21 protein-coding genes are annotated in these 18,361 nt (G+C 51.7%); 11 read left to right on the top strand and 10 right to left on the bottom strand.

Annotation, left to right across the window (positions count from 1 at the left end):
* Positions 1–69 precede the first annotated feature (69 nt).
* Complete coding sequence (locus DFR47_RS02335; RefSeq protein WP_113942784.1) at positions 70–1,185, top strand: linear amide C-N hydrolase; 1,116 nt, start codon at positions 70–72, stop codon at positions 1,183–1,185.
* A 74-nt stretch (positions 1,186–1,259) separates the two neighbouring features.
* Here the strand turns inward: DFR47_RS02335 and DFR47_RS02330 are convergent, their stop codons facing one another.
* Complete coding sequence (locus DFR47_RS02330) at positions 1,260–1,841, bottom strand: hypothetical protein (protein WP_245416411.1); 582 nt, start codon at positions 1,839–1,841, stop codon at positions 1,260–1,262.
* 248 nt (positions 1,842–2,089) lie between these two features.
* Between DFR47_RS02330 and DFR47_RS02325 the strand changes: the two genes are divergently transcribed.
* Both DFR47_RS02325 and DFR47_RS02320 read left to right on the top strand, forming a co-directional pair.
* Positions 2,090–2,422: a YnfA family protein gene (locus DFR47_RS02325; RefSeq protein WP_113943194.1), complete on the top strand. Its 333-nt coding sequence runs from the start codon at positions 2,090–2,092 to the stop codon at positions 2,420–2,422.
* 141 nt (positions 2,423–2,563) lie between these two features.
* On the top strand, positions 2,564–3,178 hold the full coding sequence (locus DFR47_RS02320; RefSeq protein ID WP_113942783.1) for a methyltransferase family protein: 615 nt from the start codon (positions 2,564–2,566) through the stop codon (positions 3,176–3,178).
* Between the two features lie 64 nt (positions 3,179–3,242).
* Here the strand turns inward: DFR47_RS02320 and DFR47_RS02315 are convergent, their stop codons facing one another.
* The 3 genes from DFR47_RS02315 to DFR47_RS02305 form a co-directional block, all read right to left on the bottom strand.
* Complete coding sequence (locus DFR47_RS02315; RefSeq protein WP_113942782.1) at positions 3,243–3,503, bottom strand: DUF2171 domain-containing protein; 261 nt, start codon at positions 3,501–3,503, stop codon at positions 3,243–3,245.
* Positions 3,504–3,595: 92 nt separating this feature from the next.
* A complete protein-coding gene (locus DFR47_RS02310; protein ID WP_113942781.1) occupies positions 3,596–4,051 on the bottom strand; it encodes a GNAT family N-acetyltransferase in 456 nt (151 codons plus the stop codon).
* A 106-nt stretch (positions 4,052–4,157) separates the two neighbouring features.
* Positions 4,158–4,589, bottom strand: coding sequence for a COG4315 family predicted lipoprotein (locus tag DFR47_RS02305; protein WP_113942780.1), 432 nt, complete (start codon positions 4,587–4,589; stop codon positions 4,158–4,160).
* A 301-nt stretch (positions 4,590–4,890) separates the two neighbouring features.
* On the opposite strand from DFR47_RS02305, the gene DFR47_RS02300 reads away from it, so the two are divergent.
* Positions 4,891–5,733 (top strand): hypothetical protein, encoded by an 843-nt coding sequence (locus tag DFR47_RS02300; RefSeq protein ID WP_113942779.1) that lies wholly within the window; start codon positions 4,891–4,893, stop codon positions 5,731–5,733.
* A 13-nt stretch (positions 5,734–5,746) separates the two neighbouring features.
* Here DFR47_RS02300 and hdaA read toward each other — a convergent pair whose 3' ends face one another.
* The gene (gene hdaA / locus DFR47_RS02295) at positions 5,747–6,475 is read right to left on the bottom strand and encodes a DnaA regulatory inactivator HdaA (protein ID WP_113942778.1); all 729 of its coding nucleotides are present in this window, start codon (positions 6,473–6,475) and stop codon (positions 5,747–5,749) included.
* A gap of 220 nt (positions 6,476–6,695) precedes the next feature.
* Positions 6,696–7,760: an AI-2E family transporter gene (locus tag DFR47_RS02290; protein ID WP_342633945.1), complete on the bottom strand. Its 1,065-nt coding sequence runs from the start codon at positions 7,758–7,760 to the stop codon at positions 6,696–6,698.
* Between the two features lie 448 nt (positions 7,761–8,208).
* Between DFR47_RS02290 and purM the strand changes: the two genes are divergently transcribed.
* The 3 genes from purM to DFR47_RS02275 all read left to right on the top strand — a co-directional run bounded on the left by purM (position 8,209) and on the right by DFR47_RS02275 (position 10,691).
* Positions 8,209–9,309: a phosphoribosylformylglycinamidine cyclo-ligase gene (gene purM / locus DFR47_RS02285; RefSeq protein ID WP_113942776.1), complete on the top strand. Its 1,101-nt coding sequence runs from the start codon at positions 8,209–8,211 to the stop codon at positions 9,307–9,309.
* A complete protein-coding gene (purN, locus tag DFR47_RS02280; RefSeq protein WP_113942775.1) occupies positions 9,306–9,947 on the top strand; it encodes a phosphoribosylglycinamide formyltransferase in 642 nt (213 codons plus the stop codon). The genes purM and purN overlap by 4 nt, the downstream gene beginning before the upstream one ends.
* A gap of 231 nt (positions 9,948–10,178) precedes the next feature.
* The gene (locus DFR47_RS02275; RefSeq protein ID WP_113942774.1) at positions 10,179–10,691 is read left to right on the top strand and encodes a DUF992 domain-containing protein; all 513 of its coding nucleotides are present in this window, start codon (positions 10,179–10,181) and stop codon (positions 10,689–10,691) included.
* 66 nt (positions 10,692–10,757) lie between these two features.
* Here the strand turns inward: DFR47_RS02275 and DFR47_RS02270 are convergent, their stop codons facing one another.
* The 3 genes from DFR47_RS02270 to DFR47_RS02260 form a co-directional block, all read right to left on the bottom strand.
* Positions 10,758–11,204, bottom strand: a complete 447-nt coding sequence (locus DFR47_RS02270) for a GNAT family N-acetyltransferase (protein WP_113942773.1) — start codon at positions 11,202–11,204, stop codon at positions 10,758–10,760.
* Between the two features lie 17 nt (positions 11,205–11,221).
* Positions 11,222–13,366, bottom strand: a complete 2,145-nt coding sequence (locus DFR47_RS02265) for a molybdopterin oxidoreductase family protein (RefSeq protein ID WP_113942772.1) — start codon at positions 13,364–13,366, stop codon at positions 11,222–11,224.
* Between the two features lie 191 nt (positions 13,367–13,557).
* Entirely contained in the window at positions 13,558–14,406 is an 849-nt protein-coding gene (locus tag DFR47_RS02260) for a DMT family transporter (protein WP_113942771.1), read from the bottom strand.
* A 181-nt stretch (positions 14,407–14,587) separates the two neighbouring features.
* Here DFR47_RS02260 and DFR47_RS02255 point away from each other — a divergent pair, with 181 nt between their 5' ends.
* From DFR47_RS02255 to DFR47_RS02240, 4 genes are all read left to right on the top strand, one after another.
* Positions 14,588–15,472 carry a 23S rRNA (adenine(2030)-N(6))-methyltransferase RlmJ gene (locus DFR47_RS02255; protein WP_113942770.1) on the top strand — a complete coding sequence of 295 codons (885 nt, stop codon included), beginning with the start codon at positions 14,588–14,590 and terminating at the stop codon, positions 15,470–15,472.
* Between the two features lie 105 nt (positions 15,473–15,577).
* A complete protein-coding gene (locus DFR47_RS02250) occupies positions 15,578–16,015 on the top strand; it encodes a phage portal protein (RefSeq protein ID WP_113942769.1) in 438 nt (145 codons plus the stop codon).
* 229 nt (positions 16,016–16,244) lie between these two features.
* The gene (locus tag DFR47_RS02245) at positions 16,245–16,874 is read left to right on the top strand and encodes a ribonuclease T2 family protein (RefSeq protein ID WP_374788363.1); all 630 of its coding nucleotides are present in this window, start codon (positions 16,245–16,247) and stop codon (positions 16,872–16,874) included.
* A 23-nt stretch (positions 16,875–16,897) separates the two neighbouring features.
* On the top strand, positions 16,898–17,500 hold the full coding sequence (locus DFR47_RS02240; protein WP_113942768.1) for a glutathione S-transferase family protein: 603 nt from the start codon (positions 16,898–16,900) through the stop codon (positions 17,498–17,500).
* 110 nt (positions 17,501–17,610) lie between these two features.
* On the opposite strand, the gene DFR47_RS02235 is transcribed toward DFR47_RS02240, so the two are convergent.
* Positions 17,611–18,264: an outer membrane protein gene (locus tag DFR47_RS02235; RefSeq protein ID WP_113942767.1), complete on the bottom strand. Its 654-nt coding sequence runs from the start codon at positions 18,262–18,264 to the stop codon at positions 17,611–17,613.
* Positions 18,265–18,361 lie beyond the last annotated feature (97 nt).

Raw genomic sequence — 18,361 nt, 5'->3', positions numbered from 1 at the left:
GATTTCTTCATATCTGATTTACACACTGCATGTTAGAAGATTGGATTATTTTCTGGAAGGAGAACACTTTTGAACGCGCGTTTCCCGAACTTCCTCAAGAGCAAATTGCTTAAATCAGCGACAGCACTCACAGTGATTGCTGCGGTTTCAGCCCCTTATGCGGCGGCTGCCTGCACAAGCTTCCTGCTGCCAACCACTGATGGCAGCGGTATTTATGCCCGCACTATGGAATTTGGCATTGAGCTGAAATCCAATGCATTGGTTATTCCGCGCGCCTATACGCTGCATACCACCGGTGCGGATGGCAAACCGGGCATGAGCTGGAAAGGCAAATACGGCGCTATCGGCATGAATGCACTGGGAGAAACCACGCTTGTTGACGGCATGAATGAAAAAGGTCTTGCAGGCGGCGTCCTATATTTTCCTGAATTTGCCGGTTATGCGGATGGCACTAAAACCGACAAAGAAAAATCGCTGGCACCATGGGATGTGCTGAGCTGGATTTTGACCAATTTTGCGACGGTTGAAGAAGTCAAAACCGCTATTCAGGATATGAGCATTATCAACCTTGTGCAGCCGGAAATGGGTTTTGTTCCGCCGCTTCACTACACCATTCATGATGCGAGCGGTGCCTCCATTGTGATTGAGCCGGTTGATGGCAAACTCAAAATTTATGACAATCCGGTTGGTGTCATGACCAACTCGCCGTCCTTTGACTGGCACCTGACCAATCTCCGAAACTATCTGAAAATGTCTCCGCTCAATGCCGACACGCTGAAAATCGGCGGCATGGCCTTCACCCCGCTTGGTCAGGGTTCCGGTCTGCTCGGTATTCCGGGCGATTCAACACCGCCATCGCGCTTTGTACGCGCCACCGCCTATGTTCAGACGGTAGAAAAACAGGCAAGCGGTGCGGAAGGTGTGCGTCTGACCGAGCACATTCTCAATAATTTCGATATTCCGAAGGGCTGGATTCAGACTGCCAAAGAACTGAAAATTCCGCTGGAATATACCCAATGGTCAACAATTGCTGATCTGAAAAACCATACTTATTACGTCAAAATGTATGATGATCAGGTTCTGCGCGGTATTGATATCAATAGCTTTGACCTTGATGCCAAAGAGCTGAAAAAAGCACCACTGGCACCAAAACTCACACCGCCGGCAGTTGAATTTGCCAAATAAGAAACAGGCATAATGAACAAAAAACCGGAGCTGAAAGGCTCCGGTTTTTTATATCTCAATCTCTGTATGCTGAACTAATTCAGTACATAACAGCCTTTTGCTGTACCGCGATCCGGATCACCGAAGGCACGGTTGTCACAACGTACACCATTGCGGAATTCACGCTCTACATAGCGGTCTGTTGTGCCGTAGCGTACGCGTTTGCGACCGGAGAAATCACAATACTGACCTTCACGGGCACATTGTTGCCACTGGCCGCGATCACGGCCTCGTCCGTAACCGCCATTGCCATAATCATGACGACCACGGCCATAATCATTGCGCCCGTAATCGTCACGGCCGCGATAGCCGCCGCGATTGCGTCCTTCATCGCGCACGACATAGGAACAAGCCTTACCTGCGCCCCGTGCAGGATCACCGAAAACAGAATTCGAGCAACGCACTTCCGGCTGATTGATAAAGCGCGATGTGACGCGACGGCCATTGCCGTAGATCACTTCAGTCGGATAAGGAATCCGGCAAACACCGCCTTCCCGTGCACATAGCTGGACTTCCTGTGCCGAAGCGGTTCCGGTATCCATGGTATAAATACCGGCTGCAAAAGCCAGAAACAGCATAATGCGGGACAAGTTAGTCGCAATCGACGCTGTGTTCATTTTATCTTCCTCAACATATGAGTTTTATTCTTCGTAACAGAGGCGTTCAGTTTCAGAACCAGAACCAAATCACCCGAATTTTTACAGCAATATATGCTCTTGGCACTGTTTCTAGAATACGGAATTTGAACAGGAAATGAACAATCTCATCACTCTCTGTTCCGTTATGAAATGATAAAGAAATTTATTAATCCGCTATGTTTATCATGTCTTACAAAGCATCACAGACAGCAGGAAATTTCGCTCTTATGAAACCCGTAGCGCAGGTTCTGATTTACTCCCTTGCAGCCCTTGCAGAAATTGCAGGCTGTTTCGCATTCTGGGCATGGCTGCGGCTGGATAAATCTGTCTGGTGGCTTTTCCCCGGAATTGCCTCACTGATCCTGTTTGCCGTGTTGCTCACATTTATTGATGCTGAGGTAGCGGGGCGTGCCTATGCAGCCTATGGCGGGATTTATATCATCGCCTCACTGTTATGGCTGAAACTGGCAGAAGATTTCTCTCCCGATAAATGGGACATCGCAGGCGGGGTACTGGCGCTTGCAGGAGCGGGTATTATTTTGTTTGGCCCGCGCGGTTAGTGCCAACATTATGATCCCTTAATGTTGCGAACATAAATTTAGCTTCTTTTAAGGAAATACGAGAACAGACCATTCTCAACAGTGGTCTGTTTTAAGAAAACTATTGAGCATTTCATAATCCAGCTTAACAGGTTCTGTCTTATGCAATCCATGAAAGAAATGAGCCGCTATCAGGCACGCCGACGCATCGCTGTGGCAATTATTATTGCTCTTCTGTTTCTTGCTCTGCTGTTTGTACGCTCCGCCTGGGCGAGCGGTATTCACGAATATATTGAAGCCTTCGGCCTTGGCTTCATCATTGTCGCTATTCTCGGGCGCATGTGGTGCACCCTCTATATCGGCGGGCACAAAGGCGCTCAGATCATCCGCACCGGCCCCTATTCTTTGAGCCGCAATCCACTTTATGTTTTCAGTGCCATCGGCGCATTTGGCATTGGCTGTCTGACCGGCAGCCTTGGCGTTGCCTTCCTGCTTGCAGTCGCCTGCTATGTCACCTTCCTGTTCGTTATTCTGGCAGAGGAAGGCTATCTTGAGAATAATTTCGGGCAGCCATACCGCGATTACAAACGTGATGTACCACGCTTTTTCCCTCGATTTTCAGGGTATCAAGATGTTGAAAGCCTGACCGTTCGCCCTAAAATGCTCTACAATACGTTCTTTGATGGTCTGGTATTTTTTGTCGCCTTTCCATTCTTTGAAACAATTGAGCATTTGCAAACTGCCGGTTTCATTCCAATCCTGCTCTACACCTACTAAACCCTGCGCATAATAAAACCCGCCATTCACATGGCGGGTTGATCACGGTCAGAACGGCATGGCGTTACATTGTCGCTTTGCCGTCTTTCTCTTCCTCAAAGGTAATAGCAACATCGGCATTGGCTGACAGGCGGACTTTATTGCCCTCAACATCAGCAACCAGCCCCAGCGAAATATAGTGATGGTGCTTGTGATGCGCGCCTGCTCCGCTGTCCTTTTTGGTCAGTTTGATCCGGTCTCCGTCGATATGATCTACCGTGCCGACATGAACACCATCTGCACCGATAACTTCAAAATGTTCTTTGATCTTGGCAGTATCAACCATTGCTGTATCTCCTGTTTCAAAGCTGTTCAGAGAAACTCTGTTTTAAAGTAACGCAGCAATCCTATATTCGATGCAGGCTTTTGGAAATAATTTTATAATGCCAGTTTCATGCCCGCATGACTGGCCTTAAAGCCGAGCTTTTCATAGAAGCGGATCGCATCATTGCGCGTCACATCCGTATGTAACTGCACCAGACCACAGCTCTTTTCCCTGCATGTTGCAATCACCCATTGCAGCATTTTCTCGCCCAGTCCCTGCCCGCGAAAAGCCGCAGCAATGCGTACACTCTCCACCTGCCCGCGCCACATACCGAGCCTTGAAAGACCAGGGATAAAACTCAGCTGCAGGCAACCGGCAACCACGCCATCACACTCGACCACCAGCAGAAACTGATTTTCGTCGCGCTCAATTGCGGCAAAGGCATCAAGATAGGTATTATTCAGAGGAAGCGATGGATCTTCGCGGGCTGCACCCAAAACATCATCAGCCAGCATTGCGATAATCGCGGTGAGATCGCGCGCCTCAGCACGCCGGAAAACAGGTTGCATATCTTCCCCTCCATTTGTCAGATATCTGCCTGTCTATAGCATTTGCGAGCCAAAAGTGTGAAGATCGCACAGCAAATATGCTGCCTGTGCGCTCTTCAGCGTCAAATCATTTGATGATGTGCCAGTTACCGCCGACACCATCACCTTCCGTGTCACCGGTCTTTTTATCTTTAATATAGGTGTAAACCGGCTTGCCGTTATAAGCCCACATATCCTTGCCATCGGTGGCTTTTACCTTCGACCACGGGGCTGCCGCTTTCACCTTGGCAGAGGCATGATAAGCCGGCCAAATTTTCAGGCAAGCTGCATCACAGCTCGACGCACCGTTTTTGTCCTTATCAAAGGTATAAAGGGTATGGCCTGCCGCAGTGGTGAGGATTTTACCGCTGGCTGTCTCTGTCATTTTTCCATGGCCGCCAGCCAAGGTCTCGGCCACTTGCTCTATTTTTGCTTCACTCTTCGTTGCAGAGCTCTGCGCCGCCAACACCGGCGCAGCTGAAAGTCCCAGAACACTTAATGCCAAAACAAGCTTTTTCATTTTGTCTCATTCGCTCCATAGTGCCCTCAGTGCTTCTTTCCTGTGTAAGACACAGCAACAGAGGGCAGGTTAAATCGGGAGCGGCCAGCATTGGTCGCACAAAAATGCTGCGCCTGCTTCGGGACAGTTTCTGGCCGAATTTGTGCCGAAAATAAGTTATTTTATCCGCGACCCCCAGAACAAAAGGTGAGCATAGTAACCAAATACGAAGATTCAGGCGGTAGCTTGGATGCAAGCAGATTCGAAATACTCAGCTTGGTTCAGTGCATCTGAATGCTGACCGGTATAAAGGCGCAGACATATGGCTCCGAGAAAGTCCACCTCCCGCAAGAAACGCCCCGCCCGTGGCAAAAGCTCCGGCCAATCGGCTGCGGCTGTTGTAACAGTCGGCGCCATTGTTGCTCTGGGTGCGGCAGCTCTTTGGGCAACATCACAAAGCCGCAGCCCGACAGCAAGCGTTTCCGGACTGTTCCGCTCAAACAGCGGCAGCTCTGTAGCACGCACAAATCCGCCTGCACCTAGGACCAGCACGCCATCATCAGAGCGCAAAACTGCTCAGGTGCAGACCCGTACGCCGGAGGTCACAGCACCTGCACCGATCCGCAGGCCACAGGTGAATGTCGGCGAGCAAAAACAAGTCGCCATGCTTGCGCCGCGTGTTGAAAACAAACCTGCTGTACAGATCATCCCGCCGAAACCTGCCGCGCAATCCGCTATGCCCGCTTTGCCGCCGGTCGGCAGAACCGCACCGGATGATAACAGCCGCCATGCAAGCGGTGCCTTCAAAATTCCTAAAGCCATTGTTGCCAAACAAGCTCTGACAATCCGTGAAAAAGCATGGGATCAGGCCAAAACAGTCGGTCGTGTGGAGAAAGGGCGTGAAATGCGCTCCTATGCCAAAGTCGGGCGCTGGCATCGTGTGGTAGTGCCATCCACCAATATTATCGGCTGGGTGCAGGAGGATCAGCTGATCTTCAAAAATCAGCCAAGGCAAGCCGCCGCTTCGCGTCCCATTCCTACTCAGCAATCGGCGATTACCACAGGCTCAGTCCGTCCTGCGCCGGCCGTAAAGACCACCAGCGACAAGCCGCAAAATACCGGCTTAATCGCTCCGGTCTATCCGCAGCAGCCGGTCGGCAAATAATCTATACGGAAAATCAGTCTTCAGAAGAGCTTTCAGGCAGTGCATTTGCCATTGCCTGAAAAGCCTGTGTCGCCAGCGCTTTGGTAATGCGGCTTTTCTGCTGCAATGCCATATGGTCAAGCAAATCCACCAGCACAATCACACTGTCCAGCGAACGCTCAACGCGGCTGACAATATAGCTGATCACAGCCGGATCAACGCTGACCTGACGATCCGCAAACAGCTTATAAATCACAGTGCTCAGCAGATAATCATCCGGCTCGGAAATATCGACAATCGTCACTGCTTTAAGGCGTGAGATCAGATCGGGCAGTGAAACGTTCCACTGCGAAGGCTGCAATTGCGAGGTCATCAGCAAAGATGCCTGCGACTGACCGTTCTCACAGCTTCCCGCAGTCTGGCGGATAGTGTTGATCAGATGGAACAGACCTGTTTCGTCAAAATCTTCCGCGCCGATATCGTCAATCAGCACCGGACGCTGTGCTGCGATTTCCAGTGACTGCGCATCAATATTGTGGGGATCGAGAATGGCAGCATCATTCTGGCTGCGCCAGATGGCGGCCAGATGGGTTTTTCCGGCACCGGCAGGGCCGACAAGCAATGCCACAGGCGACGGCCAGTCCGGCCAGCGATCAATCAGATCAACTGCCGCACGGTTCGATCCGGTGACAACCAGATCATCGCGTGTGAAGCCCGGCTCATGCTGAAGAATGAGCGGAATTTGTCGGTGCTCTGCAGACATAATTACCCAAAGTTCCGTCCCATATTATTTGCTTTCAGGACGGTGTTTAAGCTGTACTCAATTTTGTGCCGCTTGCGCGATATTCGCATATGCGCGGCCTGATACCAGCAGTAGCTGCTTTGCAGCGGTTAGAAAAGCACAACCGGCGCGTTTGCGCCGGTTGTTCAACCTTATCCCCGTGACACACATGCCTGTGGATAGACCTGTTGAAAACTTTATCTCAGTTCTCGCTGTTGCTGCTCTTATAGAGCGGAGATTCCAGATAACGGTTTATCACAAAGCGTACCAGCACCCCGACAGCAGCAGCGGCAGGAACGGCGATCAGCATCCCTGTAAAGCCCAGCAGCGAACCAAACGCGAAAAGCGCGAACATCAGCCAGACCGGATGCAAGCCAACGGATTTACCAACCAGTTTCGGCTGCAAAATATTGCCTTCGATAAACTGCCCTGTGAAGAACACACAGGCCACGACAACAACCATAATCCAATCCGGCCAGAACTGCACCAGCGCCACACCAATCGCCAGCACCAGCCCGACGATAGACCCGATATAAGGAATGAAGCTGATCAGACCGGCAAACAGACCAATCAACAGGCCGAAATTCAGTCCGGTCAGTGTCAGACCAATCGCATAATAGGTACCAAGGATAAGGCACAATGTACCCTGCCCGCGGATAAAACCGGCAATCGCTTCGTTCATCTCACGGGCAATCTGGCGCACGGTTTTCACATGATCGCGTGGCACCCATGAATCAATCGTATCCACCATGCGATCCCAGTCGAGCAGCATGTAGAAAGCTACCACCGGTGTCACCACAAACAGACCTGCAAGATCGATCAGGGATTTGCCGGAATTCCACAGTGATTGCAGCAATGTGGTGAGGAAACTCGCGCCCTGCTTGAGAAAGCTGCTTAGGTTATCCTGAATGACCGTGCTGTTCATGCCGAGATATTTCTTCAGCCATTCCGAATCCTGATGTGCAATCAAAGCCTGCAGCTGGGTGAAGTAACCCGGGAATTTGGAAATGAACTCAGCCATCTGCGTAACCAGCACAGGCACGATGATGATCAATCCCAAAACCAGCACAACGACAAAGGTAATCAGAATGACGCAGGTCGCCAGCAAGCGCGACATGCCAAAGCGTTCAAGCCAGTCTGCCACCGGATCCAGAAAGTAAGCCAGCGCCAGACCCGCTACAAACGGCAGCAAAATTGAACTGAAAACGGTCAGGAACAACACGAATACAATTGTTGCAAACAGCCAGAAAAATGCCTGTTTTCGCATGCTCGCACCGATCGCAGTGACCTGAACATCCAGCCGCACCTCATGCTCACCCGTAGGAACAACAACCTGCTGCTCCGTTGTCGAGACTAATGCCTCACCTTTCGCATGCGCCGCGCGTGATGACGGCGCCTTAGGGGGAGTGCTCGCTGATTTGCTCATATAAAACCGCCAATGGACTAAAAACTTTGAATATGTCGCACCGCCACAACTGGTCAAGATGCTGCCGATCACTCAATTATGAGAACATACAGATCGCCGGACAGACCAACCGGCTGCGACATTTACTCTGCTCCACTCATAACACGGTGTTTATCAGTTAAAAATGACGAAAGATGCTTGCGGATAAAGTAATCTCGTGTCATTGCGCCTGCTTGAAGCATTAACCGCAGCCTGCCCTGCCGTTCTTCCATCGGCCTTACGGCTCTGCGCTGTGTATCGGGAGCTACCAATGCCACAGTCGAAAACCCCATCCACTTCAGCCGCTGACGCGAAAAATGGCCTGACCTATGCCGATGCCGGTGTGGATATTGATGCAGGCAACAGCATGGTCGATAAGATCAAACCACTGGTGCGCTCTACGCGCCGTCCGGGTGCGGATGGTGAAATCGGCGGTTTCGGCGGTTTGTTTGATCTTAAAGCGGCCGGTTTTAAAGATCCGGTTCTGGTTGCCGCCAATGACGGTGTTGGCACCAAACTGAAAATCGCTATTGATGCAGACCGCCATGACACTGTTGGTATCGACCTCGTTGCGATGTGCGTCAACGATCTCGTGGTACAGGGCGCGGAGCCGCTGTTCTTCCTCGATTATTTTGCCACCGGCAAACTCGACCCTGAACAGGGTGCAGCGATTGTTAAAGGTATTGCCGAAGGCTGCCTGCAATCCGGTTGTGCACTGATCGGCGGCGAAACCGCAGAAATGCCGGGCATGTATCGTGACGGCGACTATGATCTGGCCGGTTTTGCCGTTGGTGCGGCAGAGCGTGGTCAGTTGCTGCCTGCCGGTGATCTGGAAGCCGGTGATGTTATTCTCGGCCTCGGTTCTTCCGGTGTTCACTCCAACGGTTTCTCGTTGGTGCGCCGCATTGTCGAACTGTCCAGCCTTGGCTGGCAGGATACGGCACCATTTGCAGCTGGTCAGACACTTGGTGAAGCCCTGCTCACCCCGACCCGCATTTATGTGAAATCCCTGCTCTCCGCTATCCGCTCAACCGGTGCAATCAAAGCGCTGGCACATATTACCGGCGGTGGTTTTCCTGACAATATTCCGCGTGTATTGCCTGAAACACTGGCAGCAGAAATCAATCTTTCGGCTATTCCGGTTCCGGCTGTTTTCTCATGGCTGGCGAAAACCGGTGGCGTCGAGGCGCATGAAATGCTGCGCACTTTCAACTGTGGCGTCGGCATGATTGTTGTTGTACCGGCTGACAAGGCAGAACTGGTTGCAGACACACTGAAAGCTGAAGGTGAAACTGTTGTCACTCTCGGCCGTATGATCGCACGTGATGCAGATCAGCAGGGTGTTGTCTATCAGGGTACGCTCTCCCTATGAGCCCTGCCTCTGTAGCTCCGCGTAAACGGGTCGTTATTTTTATCTCGGGCGGCGGCTCCAATATGGAGACGCTGATCCGTGCGGCACAGGCACCGGATTATCCGGCAGAGATTGTTGCCGTATTTTCAGACAAGCATGATGCAGGCGGCCTCGCGAAAGCGCAGGCCGCAGGTATCACCACCTATGTTCATGCCCGCAAAGATTACAGCTCCAAGCAAGCGCATGAAGATGCCATTCTTGAGCAACTGGCACAGATCGCACCGGATATTATTTGTCTTGCAGGCTATATGCGCCTGCTTTCCGGCCGGTTTATTGCTCCTTTTGCAGGGCGTATTCTCAATATTCATCCTTCATTGCTGCCGCTGTTTCCGGGTCTGCACACACATCAGCGTGCGCTTGAGGCCGGCATGAAACTCGCCGGATGCACAGTGCATCTGGTGACCGAAGGTATGGATGAAGGTCCGATACTGGCACAGGGTGCTGTTGCTGTTCATAATGATGACACAGCAGACTCACTTGCGGCACGCGTTCTGATTGCGGAACACCAGCTTTATCCGCAGGCTTTACGTCATTTCGCAGCCGGTACGGCACCGGAAAAACATGACAATTTGGCAACACCGGTGCTGATTAGTGTCTGACAAAATGACAAATTGTTAAATTTCCCTTAACGTGCCACGATAATGCCCTAAATGAACGAATATCACGTTCTTGCTGTCTGGCGATAATCATATGATTCCCGTCAGTGATGTTTTTCAGGCAGCATATTTTCAAGCGATCTAACGCTTTTAAACCTTGTAACGATGTGCATTTTCCGAAGATGGTTTTCATCCTCCCGATGCACACTTAAAGAATAAGAAAAGGAAGATATCATGTCTCTCCGTAACTCAGTTGCTCTTATGGCTGCTTTTGCCGCCGGTACTTTTGCTGTTTCCGCATCAGCTGCCGACATGGTCTCCTCCCGCAGCGCCGTTACCCAGCCTCGCTCGGAAGTCGGCGTTCTGACCTGCGATTTCCAGCCATCGATCGGCGTCATCATCGGCAGCCGTCAGGAAATGGATTGCGTGTTCCAGCCTTCAAAGCGCGGTGCACCTGCTGAGCGTTATTCCGGCCAGATCACCAAAATCGGTGTCGATGTTGGTTTCTACAATGGCGGCCAGCTCGCATGGGCTGTATGGGCACCAACAGTTCGCCCTGAAGGCGCTCTGCGCGGCAGCTATGTCGGCGCATCTGCCAATGCCACAATCGGTATCGGTGCAGGCACCAACATCCTGACCGGCGGCACATGGAAGAACATCTCCCTGCAGCCGATCTCCATTCAGGGCCAGAAGGGTCTGAATGCTGCTGTTGGCCTGTCCAACTTCCGCCTGAAATACGAAGGCTAAATTTTAGCTCTCGAATTTAAAAAGCCCGCGCTGTCACCAGCGCGGGCTTTTTTGTTTGAATAAATCTTAAGTTGCTTGCGGCCTTCTGATCTGAAATCCGGTCTTGCTTTGCTCGAAGCCTGCATCCTGATAGAATTTCAGCGTAGATGCTTGTTTAGAGCCGGTCATCAACATGACCTTGTAACAACCGGCCTGCCATGCCCTCTCAACCGCAGCATGCAGCACTGCCGTTCCCAAACCTTGCTTACGATGATCCGGATGCGTCACGACATTCTCAATCAATGCATAGGGCGCACCAATACGCGTCAAATTCGGAATGACAATCAAACTGCAGGACGCAACAGGCACCTCATCTTTACAAGCAACGAAAATATCGCTGTGCGGATAGCCCTTTAACATTTCCCAGCGTTGCAATGCCTCATTGAGTGGTATCTCGGTATTATCCGCGTCCAGATAGCGATAAAGCTTCTGCAAATGCGGCATATCACTTTCAGTCAAGGTTCTGACAAGCATCACTACACTCCCGCAACCTAAGCTGCTTGTGCCGCTTGATCCTCACAAGGCCGGATCCAGACTTTAATATCATGGAAAGCCGCTCCACCATGAGGTGCCGCCGCATCTGCACCGGTGAGAATATTGATCCCCTCACCGCCTTCAAAAGAAGAATTCGGGAACAGCCCTTCCGAAACGACAACACCACGGCGCAGTTTCTTGGCGCCACCAGCGAGTTGAATTTTCACATACAGAACCAGCGCACCGCGTTCATTACCAATCTCGACCCGCGCACCGTCAGCAAGCCCCAGCTCTGCGGCATCGTCATCGCGGATCAGCAATTGCGGACGCACTTCTTTGGCAAGCGATGTCGGTGTCTCGCTGAAACTGGAATTCAGGAAGTTATGCGCCGGTGATGTGGTCAGTTTGAACGGGTGTTGCGGATCAGCCTGTTCGTTAACTTCCCAATAATCCGGGAATTCCGGCATATCGGCAAAGGGTCCCTGCAATCCCATGGCTTGTGGCGGACGATCCGGCGAAGTCTGCTTTTGCCAGTCAACGCGGAAACGAAATTTGCCATCCGGCCATGCAAAACCATTGAGATAATGCGATGTCTCAAAATCCGGCTGCTTGTCCAGCCAGCGTTGCTGCCGCATAGTTTCGAAATCCGGCATATTGCTTTTGGTCAGCAGATTATCCACCAGCTGGCGCGCAGACAGGTTGAAACCAGCCATATGGCCGACGCCTAAGCGATTGGCCAACTCATTGAGCACATAGAGATTCTCCCGTGCTTCACCTGCGGCCTCAATCAGTTTGGCACCCAGCAACACATGCTGCTGGCCACCGCCACGATAAATATCATCATGTTCCAGAAACATAGTGGCAGGCAAAACCAGATCGGCCATTTTCGCCGTATCGGTCATGAATTGCTCATGCACGACAGTAAACAGATCGTCACGCATAAAGCCCTGATGCACCAGACGCTGCTCTGGCGCCACATTGGCCGGATTGGTGTTCTGGATCAGCATCGCAGTGACCGGTACGCCGCTATAGAGCGCTTGCGCGTCACCGGTCAGTACACGGCCGATTTTGGACTGATCCAGCGCACGGATTGACGGGTCAGCAAAAGCAGAACCTTCAATCTCGGATTTATCCATGCCGAAAATACCGGAATTGGAATGGAAGGCGCCGCCGCCTTCAAGCGTCCATGCGCCGGTGACCGCAGCAATACAAGACGCTGCATGCATATTGACCGAACCATTACGCTGACGGGAAAAACCATAGCCTAAACGGAAATATGTGCGCTTTGTCGTCCCCACCAGTCGCGCAAAAGCCTCGATATCCTCAACGCAAACACCGGTAATCGCCTCCGCCCATTGCGGTGTGCGACTTTGCAGATGTTGCTCCAGCTCTTTTGGCGCATCAGTATAGCGGTTAAGATAATCCCAATCGGCAAGACCGTCGCGGAACAGCACATGCATCACGGCGCAGGAGAAAGCGCCATCTGTGCCGGGTTTCAGAACAATGCCGATATCGGCCTGACGGACAGTTGCCGTCTCATAAACATCGATCGCAACAATCTTTGCACCGCGCTCTTTTCGGGCACGCGCCGCATGGGTCATCACATTGACCTGCGTGGCCGCAGCATTGGTACCCCAGATTACCACACAATCCGATTTGGCAATCTCGCGCGGATCGGGCCCACGCAAGGCACCGGTACCGGCCATATAGCCGGTCCATGCCAGATTGGTGCAGAAGCTGGAAAACATATTCGAGTATTTTTTGGCATAGCGCAGCCGGTTGATAGAATCGCGCTGTGCCAGCCCCATCGTCCCCGCGTAATAATAAGGCCAGACCGTCTCGGAACCGTATTTTTCCTCAGCTTTGAGAAACTTCTCTGCGGTCAGATCCAGCGCATCCGCCCAGGAAATCTCCTGCCATTCGCCGCCGCCTTTAGCGCCTTTACGGATCAGCGGTTTCAGCAACCGGTCAGGATGATGCACACGCTCAGCATAGCGGGCGACTTTGGCGCAGATAACCCCTGCTGTATAGCTATTGTCCTTCGCTCCGCGAATACGCCCGATTGTATGGCTGTCGAGAATTTCCACATCGAGTGCACAGGTGGACGGGCAGTCATGCGGACAGGCCGAATGGCCGATTTGGGGCGTTGCGCGCAGCGTCATGGACGTATTCCTGAAAAGTCATATTGCAACAGAATAGCAAAAATGGTTTGCGACGATATAAGCCAATTCCGCACAGTTACAATCAGGTTTTACAGCGGTCCCGTTAAGACTGAATCGTCGGAACCGCTGTAACTATTTGTTTTACGCATTATCCAACGCCAAACCGCCTCGCACTTTGGCTCACAAATGCTCTAACTCAGCCGCATCATCATTGTGCCGCCGACAATCAGCACCGCACCCAGCAAGCGCTGGATACTGATCTTCTCACGCAACAGAACCAGCGACAGGATCACACCAAACAAGATTGAGGTCTCCCGCAAGGCGGCCACCATCGCCACCGGCGCCATGGTCATCGCCCAAAGTGCCAGCCCGTAGGAACCAAGTGTGCTTACACCACCAATAATCGTCAGATGTCCGCGCTTTTTGATATGTGTGAGCAGATGCCCGCGATAATGCCAGATACCCCAGCTTATCACCGGTATCGCATTAAACAAAAATGCCCAGAGCACATAGGACACCGCATTACCGGATAAACGCACACCAACCGCATCAACCAGCGTATAGCCGGCGATAAACAGCGCATTGATCAGCGCAATGATAACTGTGCGGCTGTTACGACCAGCAGCAAGTGCCTGAGAGCGGCCAAGTGCCATTACCAGTACACCGCCGGAAATCAGGCCGACAGACAGCCATTGCATTGAGCCAAGCACTTCACCGATCAACGGCCCAGATATGACCGCTACCAGCAAAGGCGGTGTGCCGCGCATCAGCGGATAGGCAAGGCTCATATCACCGTTGCTATAGGCCGCAGCAACCAGAAACATATAGATGATCTGAAACACCGTAGAGGTGAACATATAGGGCCAGCTGGCCGAGAGTGGCAGCGGCACAAAGGGCAGAAAAACCAGCGCAATCAGTCCTGCCGAACCGCTCACCATGACAGCGCTGAGATATTTATCCGTACCGGATTTGACAATCACATTCCAGCTCGCATGCAGCAAAGCACCGAAGAGAACGATCAGAACGACAAAACCAGACATGATATCACCGGATTATTATAGAGCCGGATGAAAAAGCAGAATCTATTCACTGCATATCCGGTATGCTGGTTATGGCATAATCATGCCCGAACAGATATATGCCATGAGATATTACAAAACATGATGCTTTGAATTCTTCATTCTCAGGATCATATGAGACTAGAGCCGGATTGAACTGAATATGAATTATCGTCACGCCTATCATGCCGGAAACTTCGCCGATGTGTTCAAACATATCGTGCTGACCCGCGTATTGCTTTATATGCAGCGCAAGGAAGCCGCCCTGCGCGTGATCGACACTCATGCCGGTATCGGCCGCTATGACTTAAGTGGTGTGGAAGCTGGTAAAACGCTGGAATGGCGCAGCGGTATTGAACAGGTTTTTGATGCCAAAGCTGCAGGCAGCATTCCTGCCGCAATGCTGGAGCTGATTGCGCCTTATCTCGATGTGATTGAGCAAGAAAACAGCGCGGTTAAAGATAACAGCCTGCGCTATTACCCGGGATCTCCGCTGTTGACCCGCCATCTGATGCGTGAACAGGATCGCCTTTCGGCGCTGGAACTGCATCCGCAGGATTACAAAACACTGGCCGCCTTGTTTGAAGGCGACTACCAGACACGTGTGACAGAACTCAATGGCTGGCTGGCTCTGGGGGCGCATCTGCCGCCAAAAGAGAAACGCGGCCTTGTGCTGGTTGATCCGCCTTTTGAAATCGCCGGAGAATTTGACCGTCTCGTTGAAGGACTGGTGAAAGCGCACCGGCGCTTTGCGACCGGTACTTATGCTTTGTGGTATCCGGTTAAAGACCGCCGTGAGGTCAACCGTTTCATTGCGAATTTGAAAGAAAGCGGCCTGCCGAAAATTCTGCGTCTGGAACTGTCCGTCCGCGCCCCTTCGCAGGAACCGCGTTTTGACGGCACAGGCATGATTGTCGTCAACCCGCCTTATCTGTTGCAGGAAGAAATGACCAAAATTTCGCCATGGCTGGCTTCGCTGTTTGGCGAAAACAATCAGGGCAGTTACAAGATTGAATGGATCACCGGCGAAGAACGGGCAGAAAAATAACAGCTCATTTCTTCGTGATCACTGTCTTGTGCACGGTTGAGGCTTGACCCGACACAGGAATATGGCAAAAACTCTGGTTAACAGTTTTTCAATAAGGACAGATTCATGTCATTACGCACCGCTTTTGCTTTCGCACTGTTTGCAGGTCTGTCAGCAGCATCGTTTTCGCAGGCACAGGCTGCTGATTATTTGGCAACCTCTCCTGCTGCCATTTCTCCTGCTTGTCAGGAACAGGGCGTTATCAACCGCGCTGTAGCCCAGTTTGACCGCCTTGTTCGCGGCGTTCCGGAAATGCCTGCAGTTAAAATCAACGCTGTGAGCAATGTCAGCGCGACCCGCTTTGATCCGAAAACCTATCCGTCAGGTATTGAGCGTCATTATTGCCGCGCAACGGCAGTGCTTTCCAACGGTGAAAACCGCAATATGTGGTACATGGTTGAAAAAACACAGGGCTTCGCTTCGATGGGCAGCAATGTGGAATCCTGCGTCGACGGTTTTGACAAGTGGTTCGTCTATGATGGCCGCTGTCGCGTTCTTCGTTGATATTTTCGCTATGTCCGTTCAGGGATTGAAACCACACAGCCCGTTTGCACGCAGCAAATCGGGCTGTTTTTCTATAGTCAGTCTTGCGCTTGCCGGTGCAATACTCTTTGCCGCACCGGTATCTGCCCAATCACTGTCCGACAAGCTGATGCAAAGCATGGGCAATGATCTGCGCAAACTCACACCGCAGACTAGTCCCGAACGTCCTTCTCTCAGGCCGGAAAACAAAATTCCGCAACGTATACCGGCTCATCCGCAAAATGTGCCCGCTGCACCATCCTCTGCAAATTTTGATTTCTATGTACTGGCACTGAGCTGGTCGCCAAGCTATTGCGCTGATAACGGCAACCGTTCTGATGCCCGCCAGCAATGCGGCAACGGTCGCAATTACGGCTTTGTTGTCCATGGACTGTGGCCGCAATTTGAACGGGGTTTTCCTGAAAATTGCAGGCATGACCAGGCCAATAATCAGGTGCCGCGTGATCTCGTTTCATCGCTGTCGGACATCATGCCCGCAGCCGGACTGATGCGCTATCAATGGCGCAAGCATGGTACATGTGCAGGGATCAGCCAGCGCGATTACTTCACGACAATGCGCAATGCTTATCAGGCTGTAACGATTCCGCCTGCCCTGCGCGCTGTCAGCAGCCCGCGCAGTGTCGATCCGCAGCTTGTTGAAAAGGCATTTATTGCTGCTAATCCGGGACTGCCCGCCGATGCAATTGCCGTCACCTGCAACCGCAGACGCTTGCAGGAAGTGCGTATTTGTATGGATAAAAATTTGAAATTCCGTACCTGCGGGGAAGTTGACCGCAACTCCTGCCGCAGCCGTTCTGTTAACCTGCTTCCTAATCGCTGATGATTTAAATTAGGCTCAAACCCATGCACAAGCTTTATACTTCGCCTGCCTCACCTTTCAGTGCCAAAGTGCGTCTTGCAGCGCTTTATGCCGGTATTGAACTAGAAAAACATATTGTTGTTACCAGCGACGAACCGGCAGAATTGCTTGCCGCTAATCCGCTGGGTAAAATCCCGACACTGGTTACGCCGGAAGGCAAAGCGGTTTTTGACAGCCGTGTCATCACTCAGTATCTCAACCGTATCTCCGGCAACAAGCTGTTTCCGCGCAATGCTGAGAAACGTCTGGATGCGGAGAAATTTGAATCACTTGCTGATGGTCTGGCAGATGCACTGGTTGCTCATGTTTATGAGCGTATCAAACGTCCGGAAGAAATCGTGCATCAGCCGATCCTCGACTGGCATTGGAGAAAAGCAGAACGCGCGCTTGACCTGCTCAATGAAACAGCTCCGCGTATCGGCGCTAAAATTCATACCGGTCATATCGCAATTGCTTCAACACTTGGCTATCTCAATCTGCGTTTTGGTAATGGCTGGGAACGCGGTCGTCCGAAACTGAAACGCTGGTTCAAGCGTTTTGCAGAACTGCATCCGGAACTGGCTGCTCAATTGCCGAAAGCTGCCTGAGTTACAGCGGTTCCAGCAAAAGTGGGAACCGGTTTTGCGTCGGATAATGCGTAAAAACCAATAGTTACAGCATAAAGAAAAAGCCGGGAATTGCTTCCCGGCTTTTTTCATCAGAACTTGTAGCCGACACCCAGACGGATATCGTGGCTCTGGAGACCGCCATCACTGACAGTACCACTGTTCAGCTGGAAGTCTTTCTTACCGAAATCGGTGTAGCGATATTCCAGACGCGCTGTTACATTCTGTGTCAGGAAGGTTTCTGCACCGGCACCGGCTGTCCAGCCCACGCGGAACTTATCTTCCGACGAGGTTGCATCAGAGAACTTAACCTGCGTACCGGCCACACCGGCGGTTACGTAAGGCATAACCGGTCCCATATCGACACCGAGACGGGCACGCAGCGAGCCGTCAAAACCGCTTTTCGCTGTTACGCCGAGCTTTTCTTTTTTCGCCCAGTTATAACCGGCATCACCTTCAAGACCGTAGACAATATTGTCGTTCTGGAAGTTCCAACCAGCATAACCGCCGAATTTGGCATTATTGTCTTTCAGATCGCCAAGGCCGGTATCGGTTTTATATTTATTGATACCATAGCCGAGATAAAGACCGGTATAACCGCCTGCCCAGCTGCTCTGAGGAGCAACATCAACAACTGGTGCAACTGGCTCATATGTCTGCGGTTGAATCGCATCAGCGGCAAAAGCTGTAGCCGAGAGCGGCAACAGCGCAACAGATGCAAGTGCCATAGATTTGATAATACGCATACAGGTTGTCCTTATAAATTTATAAAACTGTCTTTCAGCTTACCTCCGCTCTCTAAAGCCGCAGATAAAACTGAATGCTCCAGACACCTTCTTTCCT

The sequence above is a fragment of the Pseudochrobactrum asaccharolyticum genome (assembly GCF_003314995.1).
In the GTDB taxonomy this organism is placed as follows: Bacteria; Pseudomonadota; Alphaproteobacteria; order Rhizobiales; family Rhizobiaceae; genus Pseudochrobactrum; species Pseudochrobactrum asaccharolyticum.
The sequence above is the reverse complement of the archived record's forward strand: the minus strand, read 5'-3'. Positions and strand labels throughout refer to the sequence as shown.

Excerpts from the sequence above, each read along its gene's own strand:
- DFR47_RS02330 (WP_245416411.1), bottom strand. The coding sequence starts at position 1,841 with ATGAACACAGCGTCGATTGCGACTAACTTGTCCCGCATTATGCTGTTT.
- DFR47_RS02325 (WP_113943194.1), top strand. The coding sequence starts at position 2,090 with ATGAAACCCGTAGCGCAGGTTCTGATTTACTCCCTTGCAGCCCTTGCA.
- DFR47_RS02320 (WP_113942783.1), top strand. The coding sequence starts at position 2,564 with ATGCAATCCATGAAAGAAATGAGCCGCTATCAGGCACGCCGACGCATC.
- DFR47_RS02315 (WP_113942782.1), bottom strand. The coding sequence starts at position 3,503 with ATGGTTGATACTGCCAAGATCAAAGAACATTTTGAAGTTATCGGTGCA.
- DFR47_RS02310 (WP_113942781.1), bottom strand. The coding sequence starts at position 4,051 with ATGCAACCTGTTTTCCGGCGTGCTGAGGCGCGCGATCTCACCGCGATT.
- DFR47_RS02305 (WP_113942780.1), bottom strand. The coding sequence starts at position 4,589 with ATGAAAAAGCTTGTTTTGGCATTAAGTGTTCTGGGACTTTCAGCTGCG.
- DFR47_RS02300 (WP_113942779.1), top strand. The coding sequence starts at position 4,891 with ATGGCTCCGAGAAAGTCCACCTCCCGCAAGAAACGCCCCGCCCGTGGC.
- hdaA (WP_113942778.1), bottom strand. The coding sequence starts at position 6,475 with ATGTCTGCAGAGCACCGACAAATTCCGCTCATTCTTCAGCATGAGCCG.
- DFR47_RS02290 (WP_342633945.1), bottom strand. The coding sequence starts at position 7,760 with ATGCGAAAACAGGCATTTTTCTGGCTGTTTGCAACAATTGTATTCGTG.
- purM (WP_113942776.1), top strand. The coding sequence starts at position 8,209 with ATGCCACAGTCGAAAACCCCATCCACTTCAGCCGCTGACGCGAAAAAT.
- purN (WP_113942775.1), top strand. The coding sequence starts at position 9,306 with ATGAGCCCTGCCTCTGTAGCTCCGCGTAAACGGGTCGTTATTTTTATC.
- DFR47_RS02275 (WP_113942774.1), top strand. The coding sequence starts at position 10,179 with ATGTCTCTCCGTAACTCAGTTGCTCTTATGGCTGCTTTTGCCGCCGGT.
- DFR47_RS02270 (WP_113942773.1), bottom strand. The coding sequence starts at position 11,204 with ATGCTTGTCAGAACCTTGACTGAAAGTGATATGCCGCATTTGCAGAAG.
- DFR47_RS02265 (WP_113942772.1), bottom strand. The coding sequence starts at position 13,366 with ATGACGCTGCGCGCAACGCCCCAAATCGGCCATTCGGCCTGTCCGCAT.
- DFR47_RS02260 (WP_113942771.1), bottom strand. The coding sequence starts at position 14,406 with ATGTCTGGTTTTGTCGTTCTGATCGTTCTCTTCGGTGCTTTGCTGCAT.
- DFR47_RS02255 (WP_113942770.1), top strand. The coding sequence starts at position 14,588 with ATGAATTATCGTCACGCCTATCATGCCGGAAACTTCGCCGATGTGTTC.
- DFR47_RS02250 (WP_113942769.1), top strand. The coding sequence starts at position 15,578 with ATGTCATTACGCACCGCTTTTGCTTTCGCACTGTTTGCAGGTCTGTCA.
- DFR47_RS02240 (WP_113942768.1), top strand. The coding sequence starts at position 16,898 with ATGCACAAGCTTTATACTTCGCCTGCCTCACCTTTCAGTGCCAAAGTG.
- DFR47_RS02235 (WP_113942767.1), bottom strand. The coding sequence starts at position 18,264 with ATGCGTATTATCAAATCTATGGCACTTGCATCTGTTGCGCTGTTGCCG.